Annotated in this window: 14 protein-coding genes; 8 read left to right on the top strand and 6 right to left on the bottom strand. The window is 60.3% G+C overall.

Annotated features, from left to right (window positions below; genetic code table 11):
• Positions 1-11 precede the first annotated feature (11 nt).
• The gene (locus BV034_RS21770) at positions 12-479 is read right to left on the bottom strand and encodes a DUF4112 domain-containing protein (protein ID WP_265593309.1); all 468 of its coding nucleotides are present in this window, start codon (positions 477-479) and stop codon (positions 12-14) included.
• A 167-nt stretch (positions 480-646) separates the two neighbouring features.
• On the opposite strand from BV034_RS21770, the gene BV034_RS21765 reads away from it, so the two are divergent.
• Complete coding sequence (locus BV034_RS21765) at positions 647-1,042, top strand: DUF423 domain-containing protein (protein WP_050029084.1); 396 nt, start codon at positions 647-649, stop codon at positions 1,040-1,042.
• Between the two features lie 235 nt (positions 1,043-1,277).
• On the opposite strand, the gene BV034_RS21760 is transcribed toward BV034_RS21765, so the two are convergent.
• Genes BV034_RS21760 through BV034_RS21745 form a run of 4 tightly spaced genes read right to left on the bottom strand, consistent with a single transcriptional unit; the run spans position 1,278 to position 7,338 of the window.
• Positions 1,278-2,999: a DUF1592 domain-containing protein gene (locus BV034_RS21760; protein ID WP_265593313.1), complete on the bottom strand. Its 1,722-nt coding sequence runs from the start codon at positions 2,997-2,999 to the stop codon at positions 1,278-1,280.
• Positions 2,996-4,420: a kelch repeat-containing protein gene (locus BV034_RS21755; RefSeq protein WP_081888012.1), complete on the bottom strand. Its 1,425-nt coding sequence runs from the start codon at positions 4,418-4,420 to the stop codon at positions 2,996-2,998. The genes BV034_RS21760 and BV034_RS21755 overlap by 4 nt, the downstream gene beginning before the upstream one ends.
• 38 nt (positions 4,421-4,458) lie before the next feature.
• Complete coding sequence (locus BV034_RS21750) at positions 4,459-5,901, bottom strand: neutral/alkaline non-lysosomal ceramidase N-terminal domain-containing protein (RefSeq protein ID WP_050029082.1); 1,443 nt, start codon at positions 5,899-5,901, stop codon at positions 4,459-4,461.
• A 57-nt stretch (positions 5,902-5,958) separates the two neighbouring features.
• Positions 5,959-7,338 (bottom strand): hypothetical protein, encoded by a 1,380-nt coding sequence (locus BV034_RS21745; RefSeq protein WP_050029081.1) that lies wholly within the window; start codon positions 7,336-7,338, stop codon positions 5,959-5,961.
• Positions 7,339-7,671: 333 nt separating this feature from the next.
• Here BV034_RS21745 and BV034_RS21740 point away from each other — a divergent pair, with 333 nt between their 5' ends.
• The 6 genes from BV034_RS21740 (at position 7,672) to BV034_RS21715 (ending at position 14,202) form a co-directional block, all read left to right on the top strand.
• A complete protein-coding gene (locus tag BV034_RS21740; RefSeq protein WP_265593308.1) occupies positions 7,672-8,496 on the top strand; it encodes a PEP-CTERM sorting domain-containing protein in 825 nt (274 codons plus the stop codon).
• A gap of 127 nt (positions 8,497-8,623) precedes the next feature.
• A complete protein-coding gene (gene larA, locus BV034_RS21735) occupies positions 8,624-9,892 on the top strand; it encodes a nickel-dependent lactate racemase (protein WP_050029079.1) in 1,269 nt (422 codons plus the stop codon).
• 257 nt (positions 9,893-10,149) lie between these two features.
• Positions 10,150-11,034: a PEP-CTERM sorting domain-containing protein gene (locus tag BV034_RS21730; RefSeq protein ID WP_050029078.1), complete on the top strand. Its 885-nt coding sequence runs from the start codon at positions 10,150-10,152 to the stop codon at positions 11,032-11,034.
• Between the two features lie 105 nt (positions 11,035-11,139).
• Positions 11,140-12,378, top strand: coding sequence for a Tm-1-like ATP-binding domain-containing protein (locus tag BV034_RS21725; RefSeq protein WP_050029077.1), 1,239 nt, complete (start codon positions 11,140-11,142; stop codon positions 12,376-12,378).
• 40 nt (positions 12,379-12,418) lie between these two features.
• Positions 12,419-12,676 carry a DUF6429 family protein gene (locus tag BV034_RS21720; RefSeq protein ID WP_050029098.1) on the top strand — a complete coding sequence of 86 codons (258 nt, stop codon included), beginning with the start codon at positions 12,419-12,421 and terminating at the stop codon, positions 12,674-12,676.
• A 161-nt stretch (positions 12,677-12,837) separates the two neighbouring features.
• The gene (locus tag BV034_RS21715) at positions 12,838-14,202 is read left to right on the top strand and encodes a universal stress protein (protein WP_081888007.1); all 1,365 of its coding nucleotides are present in this window, start codon (positions 12,838-12,840) and stop codon (positions 14,200-14,202) included.
• Between the two features lie 14 nt (positions 14,203-14,216).
• On the opposite strand, the gene coaBC is transcribed toward BV034_RS21715, so the two are convergent.
• The gene (gene coaBC / locus BV034_RS21710; RefSeq protein ID WP_050029075.1) at positions 14,217-14,780 is read right to left on the bottom strand and encodes a bifunctional phosphopantothenoylcysteine decarboxylase/phosphopantothenate--cysteine ligase CoaBC; all 564 of its coding nucleotides are present in this window, start codon (positions 14,778-14,780) and stop codon (positions 14,217-14,219) included.
• Positions 14,781-14,914: 134 nt separating this feature from the next.
• Between coaBC and BV034_RS21705 the strand changes: the two genes are divergently transcribed.
• Entirely contained in the window at positions 14,915-17,272 is a 2,358-nt protein-coding gene (locus BV034_RS21705; RefSeq protein WP_050029074.1) for a GDSL-type esterase/lipase family protein, read from the top strand.
• Positions 17,273-17,331 lie beyond the last annotated feature (59 nt).

The following is a 17,331-nucleotide window of genomic DNA, read 5'->3' as shown; positions in this document are numbered from 1 at the left end:
GCGAGGAGGTTTCACTGATCACCGGTGCTGGGCGGCGTTTTCCACGACCGCTCCATCGGCGGGAGTTGGAAGTGCTCCCTGATCATGTCCACATTCTTGAGATTGGCCTTCACGACGAGGTCAAAAATGTCGCCGGCGAAGGGGACGGATCCTACGCCCGTATCGATAAGGATGTTCACGACCATCTTGGCCAGCTTGGCGCGAGGAAGTCCGAGTCTCCCTGCTTGGATGACGATGTAGCCGGAGGCCAGCGAGGTCGCTACGTCGCCCACGACGGGAAGGAGCATGCCGATGGCCCCATCCGCGCCCACCCGCCAGTTCAAGCCGGGAATGTTGATCGCCGAGTCTAGAATGCGGGCCAGTTTCTCAACTTGTTTGAGGATGAGTTCTTGGTCAGGGGTCAGGTACTGGGGCGGAGCGGATGCCTCAGGCATCTCTGGCGGCAGTACCTCAAAGTGGGTTTCGTTTGGAATCGTCATTTCCAGCTTGGTGATGCATGGACCGCGACTGTTCACATAAAGCTTGGCGGATTGGGGGCACCAAGGGCGCGATATGCTCGGAGGGCAGACAGGATGGGGCAAGTGTTGCAGGTGGCTGCGACATTATTTCATTGGCGTCATTCCGTTCGCGGGAGAGAGTGCGGCTCATGAAGGCAGACCTCCTCAAGCTCCGTATTGCAGGCATCATGGGATTTCTTGCCGTCGGGCTGGGGGCGATGGGGGCTCATGCGCTGAAGACCAAGTGGGAGACCACCTTGGGGGCTGTGGAAGCGGCGTATCGATTGGATGTCTGGAAGACGGCGAGCCAGTACCATCTTGCACATGCTGTGGTGTTGCTGATCCTCGCCTTCGCCTTTAGCCGCCCTGATCAAGGACGTTGGGTCAGTCGATTGATGACTGGGGGCATCGTGTTTTTCAGCGGGAGTTTGTATCTGCTGTGCCTGACCGGTGTGAAATGGCTCGGTGCCGTCACGCCAATTGGCGGGGTGCTTTTCATGCTCGGCTGGCTCGGCCTGCTCTTTTCTGCAAAAGAGAGGGCGTGAGTCAGGGCCAGGAGAACGCGGCGATGTTGTCAGTCGAAGTTCACCCTCTTCGGGGAAGTGTTTCGACTGAGCGCTGGCTGGCCGGGTCGGTTATCTGCCAGTCATGCGAATCTGAGTGAGTGCGGGTAGGTTGATCCTCAAAAGCGGCGACGGGGTGTCCTCGCCTTGTGTCATGCGTGCGTCGCCCCATGCGGATCGAGGAACCTACCCCGCTCGTATTCCAAGACCAACTTGCCTACCTGCGGTGCAGGAAGGGGAAGCTCTGGACGACGGCGATGATCAGTGACTCGCTGCGGTAGTCCGCCTTCTTAAGCGTTTCCTCCAGTCGGAGCAGCGTGGGTTGGTCGTTCACCTCCAGGCCGCGGTTTAGGGCATAACCAAGGAGGCGTGAGCAAAGGGTGCGGACGAACATGTCCTTCTCCAGCATGAGCACCCTGCGCATCTCTGCCGGGCCGGCAAAGCTCGTGCCGTCAGGCATGAGGCCGCTGGCATCGAGCGGCTTGCCGTTCTCGTCATTGCGCCACTTGCCGATGGCATCGAAGTTCTCCAGGCCGAAGCCCAGAGGATCCATGCGGGCGTGGCAGCCGGCGCAGACGGGCTTGGCGCGATGCTGCTCCAGGCGTTGGCGGAAGGTGAGTTCACCTTTGATGGAGCGATCATCCTCGGGGAGTTCTCCTACATTCGGCGGAGGAGGAGGGGGAGGGGCGCTGAGGAGTTGTTCCAGCACCCACTTGCCGCGGAGAACCGGGCTGGTCCTTTGCGGGAGCGCGGTGACGGCGAGAATGGCTCCCATCCCGGTGAGACCACCACGCTTGTTGTCGGTGAACTTCACCTGGCGCATCTCCTTGCCCTGTATGCCGGGAATGTCGTAGAGCTTGGCGAGAGGCTCATTGACGAAGGTGTAGTCACTGTCCAGCAGATCAAGCACTCGTCCGTTGTGGCGCAGGACCGCGTCGCAGAAGGCGAAGACCTCGTCGTACATCGCCTGCCGGAGGGTGTCGTTGAAGTCTTTGAACTTCCGGCGATCGGGATCCACGGCATTGAAGAGTTGCTCGAAATGGAGCCACTGGCCGGCGAAGTTCTTGGTGAAGGCCAGGCCCTTGGGGTCGGCCAGCATGCGCTTGGTTTCCCCTGCAAGCACTGCCGGGTCGTGAAGTTTCTGCTCTGCAGCCAGCTTGAGCAGGGCGTCGTCGGGAGCGGAGACCCAGAGGAAGTAAGAGAGCCGGCTGGCGACCTCGTAGTGGTTGATCTTCCAAGGCTCCTTCGTCCCTGGGCGGTCTTCTTCTTCAATGAGCAGAAACTTGGGGGACAGGAGGACCGCTTTGAAGGCAACCTTCATGGCACCATCCCAGTTCTCGCCACGCTGGAGCGCCGCGGCAAAGATCTTGATGACCTCTTTGAGCTCGGCCTCGGTGGGCGGTCGCCGATAAGCCTTCAGCAGGAAGGGGCGAAGGGTCAGTTCTGCGCCCACCTCAGCGGGGAGCTTGTCGCTGGTGACGGGGGCCATCAGTCGCCCGCGGAGTTCTGGCTTGCTCCAGACTTCGGCGATGGCGTCATTGGCGCCGCCCATGAATTTTTCCATCAGGAGCGTGGAAAAGGTCAGAGTGTCCGCATTGTTGGCAAAACCCTCGCCACCCGCGCCATCGGCGGGGAACTTGTCGCCGGGCCGGCTGGTGATACCCAGAAGATCGCGAAGGGTGTTGGAGTACTCTTCGCGATTCAGGCGCCGGACCTTGCGATGGCCCGGGTCGGACGCGGGGCTGGCTTTGATCGCCAGCTCGTTGGACTTGATCCAGTCGAGCACTGCCTGCTTCTGACCTGCCTCAAGCGGTGTCTTGTTCTTGGGGGGCATGGTCCCGGAGCGCACCTGTTCCCGAACCTTGTCCCAGAGCCGCACGTTGTGCCGATTCAATCCCGGCTGCCGCAGAGCCTCCAGGCTGATATCGCCCTTCTTCATCTCGTCGTCATGGCAGTCCATGCACCGCTGTTCAAGAATGGGCAGGAGAGCCTTGTCCAGGGCATCCGACACCGTGGCAATCGTGGGGGAAGGTTCTTGAGCCGGGCACATGTGGGCCACGCCGCAGGCGCAGCCTGCCAGAAGAAGCCGGGAAAAGCGAAAAAACATGGGGGAAGGAGAATACGCTTCCAAACGGGCGCAGCTTTCCGCGCGACAGACTTTTGCCTCCCGAATGCGGAGCATATCGTAGTCCCATAGATGCGGGAAACGGTGCTTGTCCTGCTGTTTCTATTCTGCTTTCTCGGGACTTCGGTGCTGGGAGCTTGGGGCGTCGTTGCGGGAACGGCGGGTACCCAGTCCGCCGGGAGTTGCAGCGACCACACTTCATGGCTCAACGGCCGGGCATGACCTCCGGCCACAAAAATCTGGTCACGAAAGACGTAGGCGGAGTGCTCATGGCGTTCTTTCCATGAAACATCAGACTTTAGCTGCGCCCATTCCCTGCCGTTCCGGGAGTACCAGACGTCCCCCAGGTTTTGTGAGGGGTGGTTGGACCAACCGCCCAGTACCCACATACAATCCCGGTAGATGACTGATGAGAACCAGAGCCGTGGAATCCAGGGGGCGGCGGATGTTTCCTGAACCCAGTGGATGCCATCGTCGGAGGACCAGACATCGTTCAAGGCGTGATACTCGGGCACATAGTTTCCGCCGCCGAAGAGGTAGATCCTGCCGTTGAGCGCCACCGCCTGATGATAGGCGCGGGGTGACCATGCTGCGTTTGCGGTGGCCAGAGTCCAGACCTTGCCGTCTGTAGAGCTCCAGACATCGTTTTTCAGGCTCTTCTCGTCGCCAAAGTAGTAGTTCTCCGTGCCGCCCAGAAGCCACATCCTGTCCTTGAAGACCACGGCTGCAGCAGCGGTGCGTGGTGTCCAGGCGGCTGTGGCTGCGGCCTGCTGCCAGGTGGATCCGTCTTGGGACCACCACACTTCCCGACCCGCGGAATAACCCGGCAGCCGCCCGTTGTACCAGCCGCCTATCATCCACATCCGGTCATTGAAGACGAGGCTCATGGGCAGATCGCTGTGCTTCCAGGGAGCTTCCCGGTTGATGAGTGTCCAATCTTTGCCGTTGGGAGAGCTCCATACATCCCGCGGAGGTGCCTCCTGGGAGTTGAACCAGCCGCCGAAGATCCAAAGACGGTCGCGGTACACCACCTCACCCGACGAATCCCGAGGCTGCCATGCTGCTTGAGGCGTGGTCAATGTCCAGTTGGGGCCTTTCTCTGATGGCGCCGCCTGGGGTGGGGCGGGAGCGGAAGTGTTTTTTCCTGGATCCGCCCGCAACGTATGAATGACGAGAAGGGGGATCAGGGCGAGCGCCGCGAGATGCCGGTGGAAGCGGAAGAGGGGGTGGTTCATGGAGTGCCTCCAGGGGGGCATGGTGGGATGTTGTGGGTTCAAGCCCTGACCTTTTTAACGAGGGCATGGATGCTGGTGGCGATGCGGTCTTCCACATCTCCGGCCCAGCGCACAGCGGGGTGGCGGTACTCGTAGAGGAAGGAGCCGCCTTCATACCCGCCTTCCTCCCATACTCGGCGGGAGGGAATGTAGGCGACCATGTCATCCACGTAGCCGCAGACCCAGGTGCCGGGGCCAAATTCCTTCTTGAACCGGAGGGCGTAGTCCACCACGGCTTCAGCGCCGATGCCCAGCAACAGCATTTCCCCGCCAAGCTGCCATGCATGCAGTGGGTAGGGATAGCTGGTGGCAAAGCTCTCGCCGGCATCCAGCCGACGCAGCAGGCGGGCAGCCCAACGAGCGCGGATGGGATTGGCGTTTTGCAGGTCCGGCTCAATCTCCGCGCGGGTCATGACCTTGTCGTAGGCCAGATCCACGAGAGAAAAAGCGGTGCGCAGCTTGGGGGAGATGGTTTGCAAGTCCTTGGTCAAGGTCTCATCTACCGCCTGGGCGAGCATGCGTCCGTAGCGCTCGCACAGCAGTACGCTGCGACGGGGCAGCGGGTTCTGATCTCCGCCGCAGGTGTTTACAAACATTGCGGTCGTGCCGGGGTGTTGTTGCTCCAGCGCGAGTTGGGCGAAGCCGGGGTAGTCGCCGCACCAGCTGGTGAAGCTGAGTGTCGTGGGATGGCAGGCATAGCCAAAGAGCACGGCTTCCAGTTTCCCATCCGGTCTTGTCACTGTCATGACGGGCACGGCGTGGTCCACGGGGCCTTTGAGTGGTGTTCCCTGAGCGAGCAGTTCGCCCACCTCGGCTTCGCGGTTGTTGCGGCGGTTGACGGCGAATCCGATCATGCCGGCACCCTGCTTGAGCGTGGCCGGGGATAGTTGTTTCAAAGCCTCGTCCACCAGTGCCACCAGCTTGGTCTCCATCTGGGTGGTGTATTGTTCCACCTGGGCCACTTGCTCCTCTTCCACGGGATAGTAATCCCCCAAATCATCGCCCAGCCTGGGGCTACAGTGATTGTGGGAGAACGCGAGCATGACCTGATGTCGCTCCAGGGCCAGTTGCTGGCGGAGCTGGGCAAAGACGCGGTCGCTCATCTCCCTCGGCACGCCTTGGAAGTCGGTGGTGATCAGCACGGCGCGATGCCCGGTGGCGTCTTCCAGTGCCAGGACCTTGGCCCACAGTTCATGCAGCTTGCCATCGGGAACCCGTTTGCTGCCATAGCCAGCCAGCCAGACCGCCTGCTCTGGCGTGATGACGGCGCGGGCCACACCTGCTTTCCAAGACCCTCCCGCCTGGGCTGCGGCACGCTCTGTCAACGAGAAGACTCCGATGCTGAGCGCGCCCAGGACGCCCAGGCGGAGAACCTCACGCCGCGTAACGCTGGCGGGAGGTGGGGCACTTCTCCAGTGGTTCGATGAAAAACAAGGTTTCATGAGGTCGCATGGAGGAGGGTGGGCGAACTGAGGATTTCCGGCCCGGGGTAGCAGTGATCAGTGAGCCAGCAGCTTTTTCACTGCGCCCATCAGGATTTCTTCGCTCTCCGGCCCCACGTTGGTGGAACGTGGCTCCATCTCATAGCCGCCCTGGGCATAGGCGGCGCGGGTGCTGATGTAGCCGGGGCCATAGTCGCCGTAGGCGGCCATGGCCACCTTCAGGTCCGGGCGCAGAGCCTTGGCGTTGAGTTGGTACTCGACGAAGAGCTCCCCTGGCATGTGGAGGATGCGGGCGGGTCCCACGGCGAGGCAGCCAATTTCGATCTGATGCTGTTGCCGGTCGCGATCCAGGAAAGAGAGCTGGTCGATCTGCCCGATGTATCCCATCCGCACGGAAGTGCTGAGCAGTGTTTTTTCCAGGTCTTCTTTGACGAGGTGCTTGCCCGCAGGCAGTCGCACCGGTTCGTAGGCCCAGCGGACGTCGCTCCCGTTCAATGGGAACTTTTCGGTGGCAGCATACGCTCGGGCCATGGCGTCGGCCAGACGTGTGGCGAGAGTGAGGCGGTTTTCTTTGGCGCCATCATTGTACTTGCCAGCGGCCACATTGCCGCCAGCGCCGTTGAAGTGGACGTGCAAGGCTTCGGGCACGGACTGCCCGCGCATGAATCGGGCAATGCCGGGGAAGTCGCAGCTGGGCACTCCGGTGCGGTAGTAGCTCTGCGGGTGGCATGCATAGTAGCTCAGCACGGCGAGGGGCTTGTCTCCATTCCAGAAACTCAACTGGGAAACGACGGGATCAATCAGTCCCTCGGGTTCGGCACGCAGGCTGGCATCCTTGGTGGCGCTGCCTCTCATGGGGCGGAGCCGGCCTTCCGGTCCGACGATGCGTCGGTTGGAGGCTACTTCAATAGCTTTGGCCTCGCCCCAACCGGCATGGGTGGCTGGCTGGGCGAGGGGCAGGGCGGTCCTCACGGCCTCGGTGAGACGTGCTACCACTTCACGATGGAAGGTGCCTTCGCAGCGCCCTAGATCAACCATGCCCAGATCCTTCATGATTCTCTCTCCGGTGAAGTCGCAGCCAGGTGCGTCATGTTGATGGAGGGTGTGTACGGCGACGCGGTGGACTGAAGTATTGGCCGCCGCGGCCAGGGCTTGGCAGAAGGCATCGTGCCCTTCGTTGCCGATTCCGATCCAATCCACTGCGCACAGCACAATCGGCGCATCCTGCCCTAGGATGACAATGCCCCGGGCTCTCAGGGTCAACTCGTCGAGCCGCTTCACTTTGTCATAAGCCATGGCGGAGCCGACGGGCGGGGTGGCATCCACGTCAAAGGTGGCGATCTTGATGCCGTCGGCGCGAGTCAGTTGGGCGTTGGCGAAGAGGGTGAACAGGAGCAGAGCAATATGCAGGGATGCTCTGTGGAAAACGGTGGGCATGGGCCAGATACGCAGGGCTGAGTCAGAGCCTTTGCCCCGGATGACTATCCGATTACAAGTCGGCAAAAGAGTACCACGTGCGGCTCTGGGCACCGGAACCCAGTCTCAAAACAGGTGCTTAGTGATGTGCCCGAGAGAGTCTCAAAAAAGAGAAAAGGTGCGAAAAAGGTGCTGCTAAGTCCGGTTTTATCGCGTTTGATAGGTTCAATAGGCTGCAATACCCACCAGAAGAGGCGCAAAAGAGAGAAAAATGCTGTAAATGCGATAATATGAAGTTGCTTTTCTGATAGAGTCTGTGAAAATTGAGAAATCAACTGCACGGCACTATCAGCTATGAGACTTTCCTTTCTGACCACTTTGGCTACCCTTCTGATGGGTGCCGCCCTTCCCGCAGCGGAGTCGGTGGACATTGAGTTCGACAACTTCTCCGGGAACCAAACCGGGACGCTGCAGGATCTTGGTCCGTACTACCAGTCCTCGGTGATGAAGTTCACCAATGTGGCCAGTGTGGGAAATGTGTCGGTGGACCTGCGAGTCACGGCTTCCGCTTGGGGTTCCTACGCTTTCACGGGCCACCTGCCTGATTACAGCCAGACTTCCGGTCAGCCCAATGGTGACCTTGGCCTCTACTACACGGCCACGTCCTATGGCTCCGGTGGATTGCATTACACGTTGGAGTTCTTCAAAGGGGGCACGAATTTCAGCACGACCTTCACGGTGAGCCAGTTTGATCTGCTCATCTACGATGTGGACGGTGAGGCCAAGCAGTCTGAGGCCTTCCGTGCCTACCTGTCGGATGGCTTGACCTCCTACCGTCTGGCAGACAGCCCGAACAGTGTGTCGGCTTCCTATTTCACGAACGGCGTCCTCTTCAGTGGTCCCGGGTACAATATTTCCGAGACTGATCCGTCTGCTGCGGCCATCCTGACCTACAACAACACGAACAAGATCACGCTGGACTTCGAGTCGAAGACGACCTCGGGCACATTGCCGAATGGTATTTTCACCGCCATCGATGGCGATTTGAGTCTGCTCAAGGGGGATACCAGTGATTTTGGAAATCCCGTGGCGGTGCCTGAGCCTTCCGGCCTGGTGTTTATCGCGGCAGCCGGCATGGTGTTGGTGCTTCGTCGGAAGCGCCGTGCGACCGCTGAGTGATCGCCGCCTAAAAGTTTATGCGCCTGGCCCACCCTGAGTGGCCCAGGCGTTTCTGTTTTTGGGGCAAACATCCCGTCGCCCGGGTCTTTGGGCTTGTGGTGCGGTGAGTATCTGGCGAAAAAGGGGCATGCGAATTTCGCTCGCCTATGGGGAAGGGAAGCTTGGCCTCGACCTTCCTGACAAGGGGGTCACGATCATTGAGCCCTCGCACCGTCCCGGTCTGCAGGATGAGCGTCTGGGGATGGAGCAGGCATTGGCATCTCCAACGGGCTGCGCGCCTCTACGGGAGTGGCTCACTCCGGAGGCTTCGGTTTGTATCGTTTTTACAGACATCACACGAGCCACGCCCAACGACCGCATTATTCCCTGGTTGCTGGACTGGCTGCGCTCGGCCGGGGTGGCAAGGGAGGCCATCACTCTCCTCAATTCCACGGGCACGCACCGGGGAAACACGCGACAGGAATTGGAGGGAATGCTCACTCCGGAAGTGGTCAGGGACTATCGGGTGATCAACCACGACTGTCATGCCCTGGAGGATATGGTGGAAATTGGAGCGACTCGCGGGGGAGCCAGGGCCCTTATCAACCGGCATCTCGCCAGCGCAGACGTTCGCATTGTTACAGGATTCATAGAACCTCATTTCTTTGCGGGTTTTAGTGGAGGTCCCAAAGGCATCATGCCTGGTGTGGCAGGCTTGGAGACGGTGATGAGCAATCACGGAGCCAGCATGATCGGGGATCCCGGTGCCGTGTTTGGAGAACTGGATCAGAATCCCATCTGGTGCGAAATGCGTGACATTGCCACCTGGGTGGGGCCAAGCTTTCTCATCAACGTCACCCTGAACGAGCAGAGGGAGATTACCGGCTTTTTCGCGGGGGATCTTGTCAAAGCACACCGTGAAGGTTGTGAGTTTGTGCGTTCCACGGCGATGCAACGGGTGGAAGGGCTCTTCGATATCGTCGTCACTTCGAACAGCGGCTATCCGCTGGATATGAACCTGTACCAGGGGGTAAAGGGGATGAGTGCTGCGGCCCGCATCCTCAAGCCTGATGGACTCTTGATCCTGGCCTGCGAGTGCCGAGAGGGTGTTCCCTCTGGCAGTCCTTATGACAGGCTGCTCCGTGAGGCCGGGAATCCAGAAGGGATCCTGGAGATGCTGGCCCGGCCTGGGATTGTCCGCCCCGAGCAGTGGCAGGCGCAGATTCAAAGTCTCATTTCCAGACGGGCTAGGGTGTTGCTCTACAGCAGCTTGACCCCGGATTTAGTGGAAGCAGCTCATCTGATGCCCTGTTCTGATATCGGCGCTGCCATGCAGCGGGAACTTGATCGCTTGGGAGGGCTGGGGCGGGTGGCAGTATTGCCCCAAGGGCCGCTCACGATTCCCTACGTGGGTTGAGTCCCCCTTGAGCTGCGAGCGGGTTTGCGCGAGGGGCCATCCCGAAAAGTTCCGCGATGGATGAGTAAAATTTTTTACTCTTGAAAGCTGTTGAGAGTGTGTGATCTATAAGGTGTTGTAATGAGAAAAACATCGCTCCATTAGAAAACGTTCTTGTTTTTACATTAATTTTGCTACTATTATGCCGCCGTGCAAAGTAGCGCCATTAATGCAGGGCTTTCCCCTGGTGGCGGTCAATCCTCCATCCATTCAGCGTCATGACTCCAAAATCTTTTTTCCAACGCGGGGCGGTTCCAGTGATCGCGGTACTGCTTGGGCTGTCCGGGGCAGCGTCAGCTCAATCGATCATCAATCCCAGTGACTTCTATGATCCGGACTACACGGCGCGGAGGCCGGGAGATCCGAGCATCTTGCTTTCACTGACTGTCGAAAACGCGCTTTACAATCCCGCCTTGGGAGGGGCTGAGACGGATGGAAACGTGAACTGGGATCACCAAGCGGGTGGCTTTGCGCAAATTGGTGCCAATGTGGGACTCGCATCCGTCGATGTTCAGTTGGCCACTTTCACCCAGACAACGGGCAACAGTTTGGTCTTCGGCCGTGAGCTTGTCACGACGATCAATGATCCTCTGGGGGTCGGTGCGCTCTTGAATCCCACCATCAACGCCCTCACGAACTCGGTATTGGGCGCTAGTTTGATCAGCCAATGGGACACCACGGCTACCGTCACGGGCCTCTCTCTTGGAGCCAATACAGCCTACACCATCGGGTTCACCATTGACCGGGGCGCGGGAATAGATCTGGACGCTCTGTCCACTGCGAGGTTCCGTCTCTACAACAATGGCGTGCTGCTTACGGACATCAACAGTTCCAACACGCTCAACCTTCTGGACCTCTTGCAACTGGGCAATGACCTGACAAACTTCGAGTTCACCTTCTTCACCCCGGTGGCGCTGGACCAGCTTGAGTTCCGGTTTGATGCCACAGCTGTCGCCGATGTCGATGCGCTGGGAGGCATCTCGGGGAACCAAACCGTCATGGAGTTCACGAACTTCGCGGTGACTCCGGTGCCGGAACCTGGCAGCCTCACCTTGATGGGCTTGGGAATCTATTTCCTGGTACGCCGTCGCAATCGCGTCTGAGACCCGGTCGGAATTTTTCTCTTCTCAAATGGATGCCGGGACACTGGCATCCATTTTTTTGTTTTTTGAGTACGAATTTCCCGCGGATTTGCCTATGGATGAAGGATGTCTTCGCTGTCCTCACCCAAAACGATCGCAGTCCTCGGCACTCTTGATTCAAAAGGAGATGAGCATGCCTACGTAGCGGGCATCATTCTCGACAAAGGTCACCGGGTCTTGTTGATTGATGTGGGCTCGCTGGAGCCGCCCAAGGTGGTGCCCGACATCAGCCGTGAAGAAGTGGCTGCGGCTGGGGGAGTGGATCTGCCGGGGCTACAGTCGCGGCAGGACCGGGGCGAGAGTGTGACAGCGATGGCGGGAGCGGCGGCCCAGTTGCTTTCTGGCTTGGTGAGTGCTGGGAAAATCGACGGGGTTATTTCCCTAGGCGGAGGTGGTGGAACTGCTATTGGCACCGCCGCGATGCGGGCGCTTCCCGTGGGCTTTCCCAAGGTGATGGTCAGCACGCTGGCAGCGGGGAATGTGGCTCCGTACGTCGGGACCAAGGACATCGTGATGTTCCCCAGTATTGTGGACGTGTCGGGCCTGAACCGCCTTTCCCGGGTGTTGCTGGCGCGTGCGGCAGGTGCCATCTGCGGCATGGTGGAGGTCGTGCCACCCGCGGCAGATGAGAAGCCTCTGATCGTGGCTTCCATGTTCGGCAATACCACGCAGTGCGTGAGCGCGGCCAAGCAGATCCTTGAGAATGCGGGGTACGAGGTGCTGGTGTTTCACTCCACCGGCATGGGTGGGCGCATCATGGAGTCGCTCATTGAGAGTGGTCTCGTCAGCGGCGTCCTCGATGTCACCACCACAGAATGGGCGGACGAGTTGGTGGGGGGGATTCTGGGATCCGGTCCCACGCGTCTGGAGGCGGCTGGTAAAGCTGGGGTCCCGGCGGTGGTGGCCCCTGGCTGCCTGGACATGGTGAACTTTGGCGAACCTGCCACTGTCCCGGCGAAATTCGCCGGACGCCTCTTCTACCAGCACAATCCCCAGGTCACTCTGATGCGGACGAATGCAGAGGAAAATGCGGAGTTGGGGCGGATCCTGGCTGAGAAGGTGAATGCCTACACTGCTCCAGCGACCCTGTTGCTCCCGTTGCGCGGGGTGAGCGTCATCAGTGCGGCAGGTGGGTCCTTCCACGAACCGGCGTCAGACCTGGCTTTGTTCGAGGCGGTCAAGCGGCATGCCCGCCCTGGTCTTCCTGTATTGGAGGTGGACTCCACGATCAATGATCCCGCGTTTGCAGAAGCCGCAGCAGAAGCTCTTTTGAAGAATATTGCGGCGTACAAGCAGGTTTCCTAGTATCATTCGACGACGGGAGATCGCAGCCATGTCAGAAGAATTGGACTACGACGAAGGCAAAATTGACGAGGTCGTGCTGGCCCTGATGTGCCTCACCCATCATGGCCATGCTCGGGCCTGGAAGGGGTTTGATTGGGCATCGTTGGATAGACTCTGTGAAAAGGGGTTGATCTACGATGCCCGGAACAAGGCCAAATCCGTGATGTTGACGGAGGAAGGGCTGAAACAGTGCGAGGCCTTGTTTTACAAGCATTTCGGCCTGGCAGATGGGCCGCGCGACGGTGCGGCTCCGTCTTGAGTCGCCATCCGTTGCACAGTTCTGGTTTGGTCAAATAACCCTTTCTGCTCGCGATCCCGGGGTCGGGGAGACCGAGGATCAGTCGCAATGTCTGCCTGACGATCCGCAGGATTCGTCGAGCCGACGAGGCGGGGGAATACGATGCTATAGATGAACCAACAATGGGAGTGAGTGTCACTGCCGGGAGGACGTTCGCCATGCATGTCTTGTGTCCCACGGATTTTTCGGAGTCCGCCCAACGGGCGGCGGAAGTGGCCGCATTGCTCGCGGCCAGGATGAAAATGCCCCTCAAGCTCCAGCACAGCGCCCCGGATGCGGTGGTGAGTGTGGAAATGCCGGTCATCAGTCAGATTGAGGAGAGGGCAAAGGCCGCTCTGGAAGAAGAGGCCGCGAGGTTGAGGGCCTACGGCGCGGAGGTGGAGACGGACCTGCACTTTGGCAGGGCAGTAGATGATGTGGTGCATGGCACTCATCGGGAAAACACGCGGATGGTGGTGTTGGGGTCAGCCGGTCGTGGGTTGGCAGGCCGTTGGCTTACCGGAAACGTGGCTGAACGCGTGGCCGAGGCGGTGCCAGTGCCGACGCTGGTGGTGAGGCAGCCTGCTCCACTGATGAAGTGGCTGCAGGAGGGGGCTCCTCTGAAAGTCCTCTGTGGGGTGGATTTCTCCATCACGGCAGATGCCGCGCTTTTGGCTGTCAAATCTCTGGCCAAAGTGGCCCCCTGCGAAGTGGACGCTGCCTTCATTGAGTGGCCTCATGACTGGCCCTGGCAGGGGGGCGAAGAGGGTAACCCGGAGGGGGATGCCGAATGGAAAGAAACGATGGAAAGCCACCAGCGCGATCTCTGGGAGCGGGTCGGCGGCCTGCTGGAAGGTGTGCCCGTGCGGGCGCATGTGCGTGGGACGGGAGGCAGGCTCGACTACGAGTTTGTCCGACTGGCGGAGGAAATGGCAAGCGGATTGCTGGTGGTCGGCGCACACCAGTGGCATGGGTTGCAACGGCTGCGGGGACCCTCTTTCTCCCGTGGGGTCCTTGGGCAGGCCGCTCGGAACGTGTTGTGTGTGCCTCTGGCCTCTTATACCCCTGAGTTTTCTGTCTCACCCGTGCGCAGCGTGCTGGTGGCGACGGACTTTTCTGCCAACGGAAACGCAGCGCTTCGAGTCGCCTACGGTGTACTGGAAAATGGCGGCAGCATTCACCTCTTTCACGTGGCTCCTCTTGGCAAGGGGGATGTGGCGATTCTGGAGAATGGGAGCTCGCACTCCGAGGCGGAGGAGGCCCGTCTCCTGGCCCTAGTGCCCAAGGAACTGGCCTCACGACAGGTGAAAGTGGGCTTGAAAGCCGTCCACCGTCACGATGTGGCCGCAGCGATCTGCGAAGAGGCGGAGCGCCGCCGCGTGGACCTCATCTGCATGGGCACCCGCGGGCACACAGGTGTGGTGGCAGCCGTCTTGGGATCCGTGGCGCAGGCGGTGCTTGCCCACTCGCGGATTCCCGTTCTAGCGGTGCCAGCCGTGGAGCGCTGACTATTCGCCGGAGCTCATTCCTCGACCGGCAGGGAGGCGGATCTGGCCTCCAGCATGCTCATTGCGCGGTCCACGATGCCTTCCACCGGCCACAGTCGGCCCGAACCCTCGTAGCCGCAGGCCAGCATGCCTTCATCCGGGCCGATAAACTTGGCTCCGCGCGTTTTCAGCACGCTCACATTCTGCTGGGTGGCGGGGTGGGACCACATGTGGCCGTTCATGGCGGGGGCGATGAGGACGGGTGCCAGGGTGGCCAGGGCGATGGCGGAGAGGGCATCGTTGGCGAACCCGTGGGCCAGTGAAGCCAGTGTGTTCGCCGTGGCCGGGGCGATCAGGAGGAGGTCCGCGTGATCGGCCAGATGGATGTGCCCCGGCCGCCAGCTTTCTTTTTCATCGAACAGACCCGTCACCACCGGATTTCGTGACAGGACCTGGAGGGTCAGGGGAGTGATGAATTCCTGCGCTCCCGCGGACATGATGCAGGTGACCGTGCAGCCTCGCTTCACGAGCTGGCTGGCGAGATCTGCGGCCTTGTAGGCGGCGATGGAGCCGGTGACACCTAGGAGGACATTTTTCATCAGGGCAGGAGACTAGCGTGAAAGGCCTTTATTGCCAAGTACGCTGCAATTCGACTGGCGGGCGGGGTGTGATTTCGTGCTGGAAATGCCGCGCCCATGGTGGAAATAGCCTGTTCCCGATGACCACCCCCCCAATGGCAACTTCCCTCATCCGTCTGGTTGTTTGTTTTGCCCTGCTGGCCACCCAGGGTCTCCAGGCCGCCAGTTATGACCTCACCATGGAGCAGGAGGTGCGGCTGCGAAAGTTCGTACCCCGTGCCTACGCCAAGATGCTGCGCCGTCAGCCCGTCCACGCGATCTGTATCGGCGACAGTGTGATGAACATGCAAAGCAACGATGCCGACAATGGCAATGCCCTGAAAGCATGGAGCGGCGTGTTCCTCCAGGAGCTGGCGGACCAGTTCGCCTACACGGGCGGTGTCCGCCTCATTCGTCCTCCCAAGGGGCAGCCGGAGAAGCTGCACTCCCTGCAAGGACCGGAGATTACTCTTCAGAATTTCTCCCGCGGCGGTCGTCTCATGCTGCACGCCACCCAACCTCTCACCACGGTGGCTTTTGAAAACAAGCCTGACATCGTGATCGTGAGCTACGGCATCAATGATGCCAACTCTGGACTTCCCCTGGAAGTGTACCGGAGCTACGTGCAGCAGGTGGTGAATCTGGTCGCGGCTGAGAAGTCAGACCTGATTCTCTGTGGCCCCACCGTCATCATGAGTGACGTCCCTGAGCAGGGACTGGCCCATACCCGGCCTTACGCCGATGTGATGCGGGAGGTGGCAGATGCCAACGGGGTATTCTTCGCAGACCTCGGAGATCTCTCCTGGCTGCTCAAGGTGGATGACCGGAAGTCTCCGCTGGCACCACCCAAAAAGCCCAAGACGGATCCCTCAGCGGCGGGCAATCCTGGGGCAGCTGCGCCAGCGGCCCCCACGCCGCCTGCCGTGGTGCCACCCGTGCCGACCCTGGATGGCAATCCGCCGCCCCCACCGCTTCCAGCGCCCAAGGTGGAGAACCCTGTGGCCAAGGACTACGATCCTGATCCGGACAAGATCGCGATGCGACTTTTCCAGCAGGTGGTGGATGCGATGAAGCAGCGCTTCCAGATGGTAAATCCTCCAGACTGGCTGCATCCAAACAGCGTCACCCAGCGGGCCCTGGGCAAGAGGGTGTTTGCCGAGCTTCTAAACGGGCCCCGGCCGGTGCCTTGGGAAGTGGGCGGTGCCACGGCGAATCTGGTGAGCGGCGGCAAGTGCGAGCTGGCCTATCGCCTGGAGAACCCGACCCAGGAAGAGCGGAGCTACACAGTCCTGCCATTGGTCACTTCTAGCCTGCGTCCGCTGGATGCCCCCTCACGTGTGACCTTGAAAGCTGGCATAAAGGCGATGGTAAACATCACCTACGAACGGAGCGCCGCTCCTGATCCCGCCTCGGGTGGAGGTCGGATGGATCTGCTCCCCAGTCAGGACTACTACCTCCGCCTGCCGGTGGTTATTACGAGCGGTGACACTGTCCGGATCGAAGTGGTCCGGGCCACGATGACGCCTGTGGCGTTGGTGTGGAACACAGGGGTACTCTACAATCAAGAAAATATCGCAGAGCTCACTGGCCGTCTCATCAACACGAGTGCCCAGCCAGTGGACGGGAAGTGGGAGGCCAAGTGGTTTGGGCAGGCTTGGGGCGGTGCCTTCAAGGCGGCTCCTAAAGGTGAGTCTCCCCTGGCCATCCCGGTCAGGCTGCCGACGGGGATCAATGCCCCAGGCCGCCAGAAAGGCACCCTGGCCGTGACCGTGAGCGTTGGCGGACAAGTCTTGAAGTTTGACCGCGAGATCGAGCTGGTGCGCAATCTCGGGCTCAAGGATACGACGGTGTTGCTGAGCCCTGCGGCCTACGTGCGAGACCAGGTCGTGACGCCTCCGACGCCGGGACCTGCGGCTCCGAGTGTGGCCTTCCGTGCGGATGCGGACTCGAACGCCCTCTATCTGACCTGGGATGTCTTTGGCCTGAATCTGCAGGACAATCCCGGTGGTGGTGGGGCCTTGCAGGTGGATTTGAACCTCGATGCTCGCAGCTATGGCAAACGGCTCATGCACGGCACCACGGATGTCATCCGGGTGGCGGCCGCGGCTGCTGACGGCGACGCCAAAGTTGGGCCTCTGCCTCCATGGGTGTTTGGCACGGGATATGGCATGTTCTTCGACGAGAAGGCGGTGAAAGCCCGTCTGACAAGCCGCCCGGATGGTTCAAGGAGATTCACCATGACGGTCCCGCGGTCTTATCTGTATCTGCATGAGTGGGCCATGGGGAATGGCAACAGCCAGGTCGGCGTCAACACCCAGTTCTCCCTCTGGCAGGCCAACGAGACAGGGACCGGCGGAAGCTATCTGCCCTTCATCCTGACTAGCAACGGCCGTTACCGTGACGATGCTGAGTCGCTGGCGGTGCTGGAGCTCACGGACAAGCCGACGTCCCGTTGGACGGTGCGTTTCTACTAGGTCCATCTTTTGGGGCTGCCCGGCCCCTGTTTATCAATCGTTCCCTTCCTTCCATCCAC

It is taken from the genome of Verrucomicrobium sp. BvORR034, assembly GCF_000739635.1.
In the GTDB taxonomy this organism is placed as follows: domain Bacteria; phylum Verrucomicrobiota; class Verrucomicrobiia; order Verrucomicrobiales; family Verrucomicrobiaceae; genus Verrucomicrobium.
The sequence above is the reverse complement of the archived record's forward strand: the minus strand, read 5'-3'. Positions and strand labels throughout refer to the sequence as shown.

Coding starts and splice junctions, on each gene's coding strand:
- BV034_RS21770 (WP_265593309.1), bottom strand. CDS start 479: ATGACGATTCCAAACGAAACCCACTTTGAGGTACTGCCGCCAGAGATG.
- coaBC (WP_050029075.1), bottom strand. CDS start 14,780: ATGAAAAATGTCCTCCTAGGTGTCACCGGCTCCATCGCCGCCTACAAG.
- BV034_RS21745 (WP_050029081.1), bottom strand. CDS start 7,338: ATGCCCACCGTTTTCCACAGAGCATCCCTGCATATTGCTCTGCTCCTG.
- BV034_RS21760 (WP_265593313.1), bottom strand. CDS start 2,999: ATGAAGAAGGGCGATATCAGCCTGGAGGCTCTGCGGCAGCCGGGATTG.
- BV034_RS21730 (WP_050029078.1), top strand. CDS start 10,150: ATGACTCCAAAATCTTTTTTCCAACGCGGGGCGGTTCCAGTGATCGCG.
- BV034_RS21740 (WP_265593308.1), top strand. CDS start 7,672: ATGAGACTTTCCTTTCTGACCACTTTGGCTACCCTTCTGATGGGTGCC.
- BV034_RS21765 (WP_050029084.1), top strand. CDS start 647: ATGAAGGCAGACCTCCTCAAGCTCCGTATTGCAGGCATCATGGGATTT.
- BV034_RS21705 (WP_050029074.1), top strand. CDS start 14,915: ATGGCAACTTCCCTCATCCGTCTGGTTGTTTGTTTTGCCCTGCTGGCC.
- larA (WP_050029079.1), top strand. CDS start 8,624: ATGCGAATTTCGCTCGCCTATGGGGAAGGGAAGCTTGGCCTCGACCTT.
- BV034_RS21750 (WP_050029082.1), bottom strand. CDS start 5,901: ATGAAACCTTGTTTTTCATCGAACCACTGGAGAAGTGCCCCACCTCCC.
- BV034_RS21715 (WP_081888007.1), top strand. CDS start 12,838: ATGGGAGTGAGTGTCACTGCCGGGAGGACGTTCGCCATGCATGTCTTG.
- BV034_RS21725 (WP_050029077.1), top strand. CDS start 11,140: ATGTCTTCGCTGTCCTCACCCAAAACGATCGCAGTCCTCGGCACTCTT.
- BV034_RS21755 (WP_081888012.1), bottom strand. CDS start 4,420: ATGAACCACCCCCTCTTCCGCTTCCACCGGCATCTCGCGGCGCTCGCC.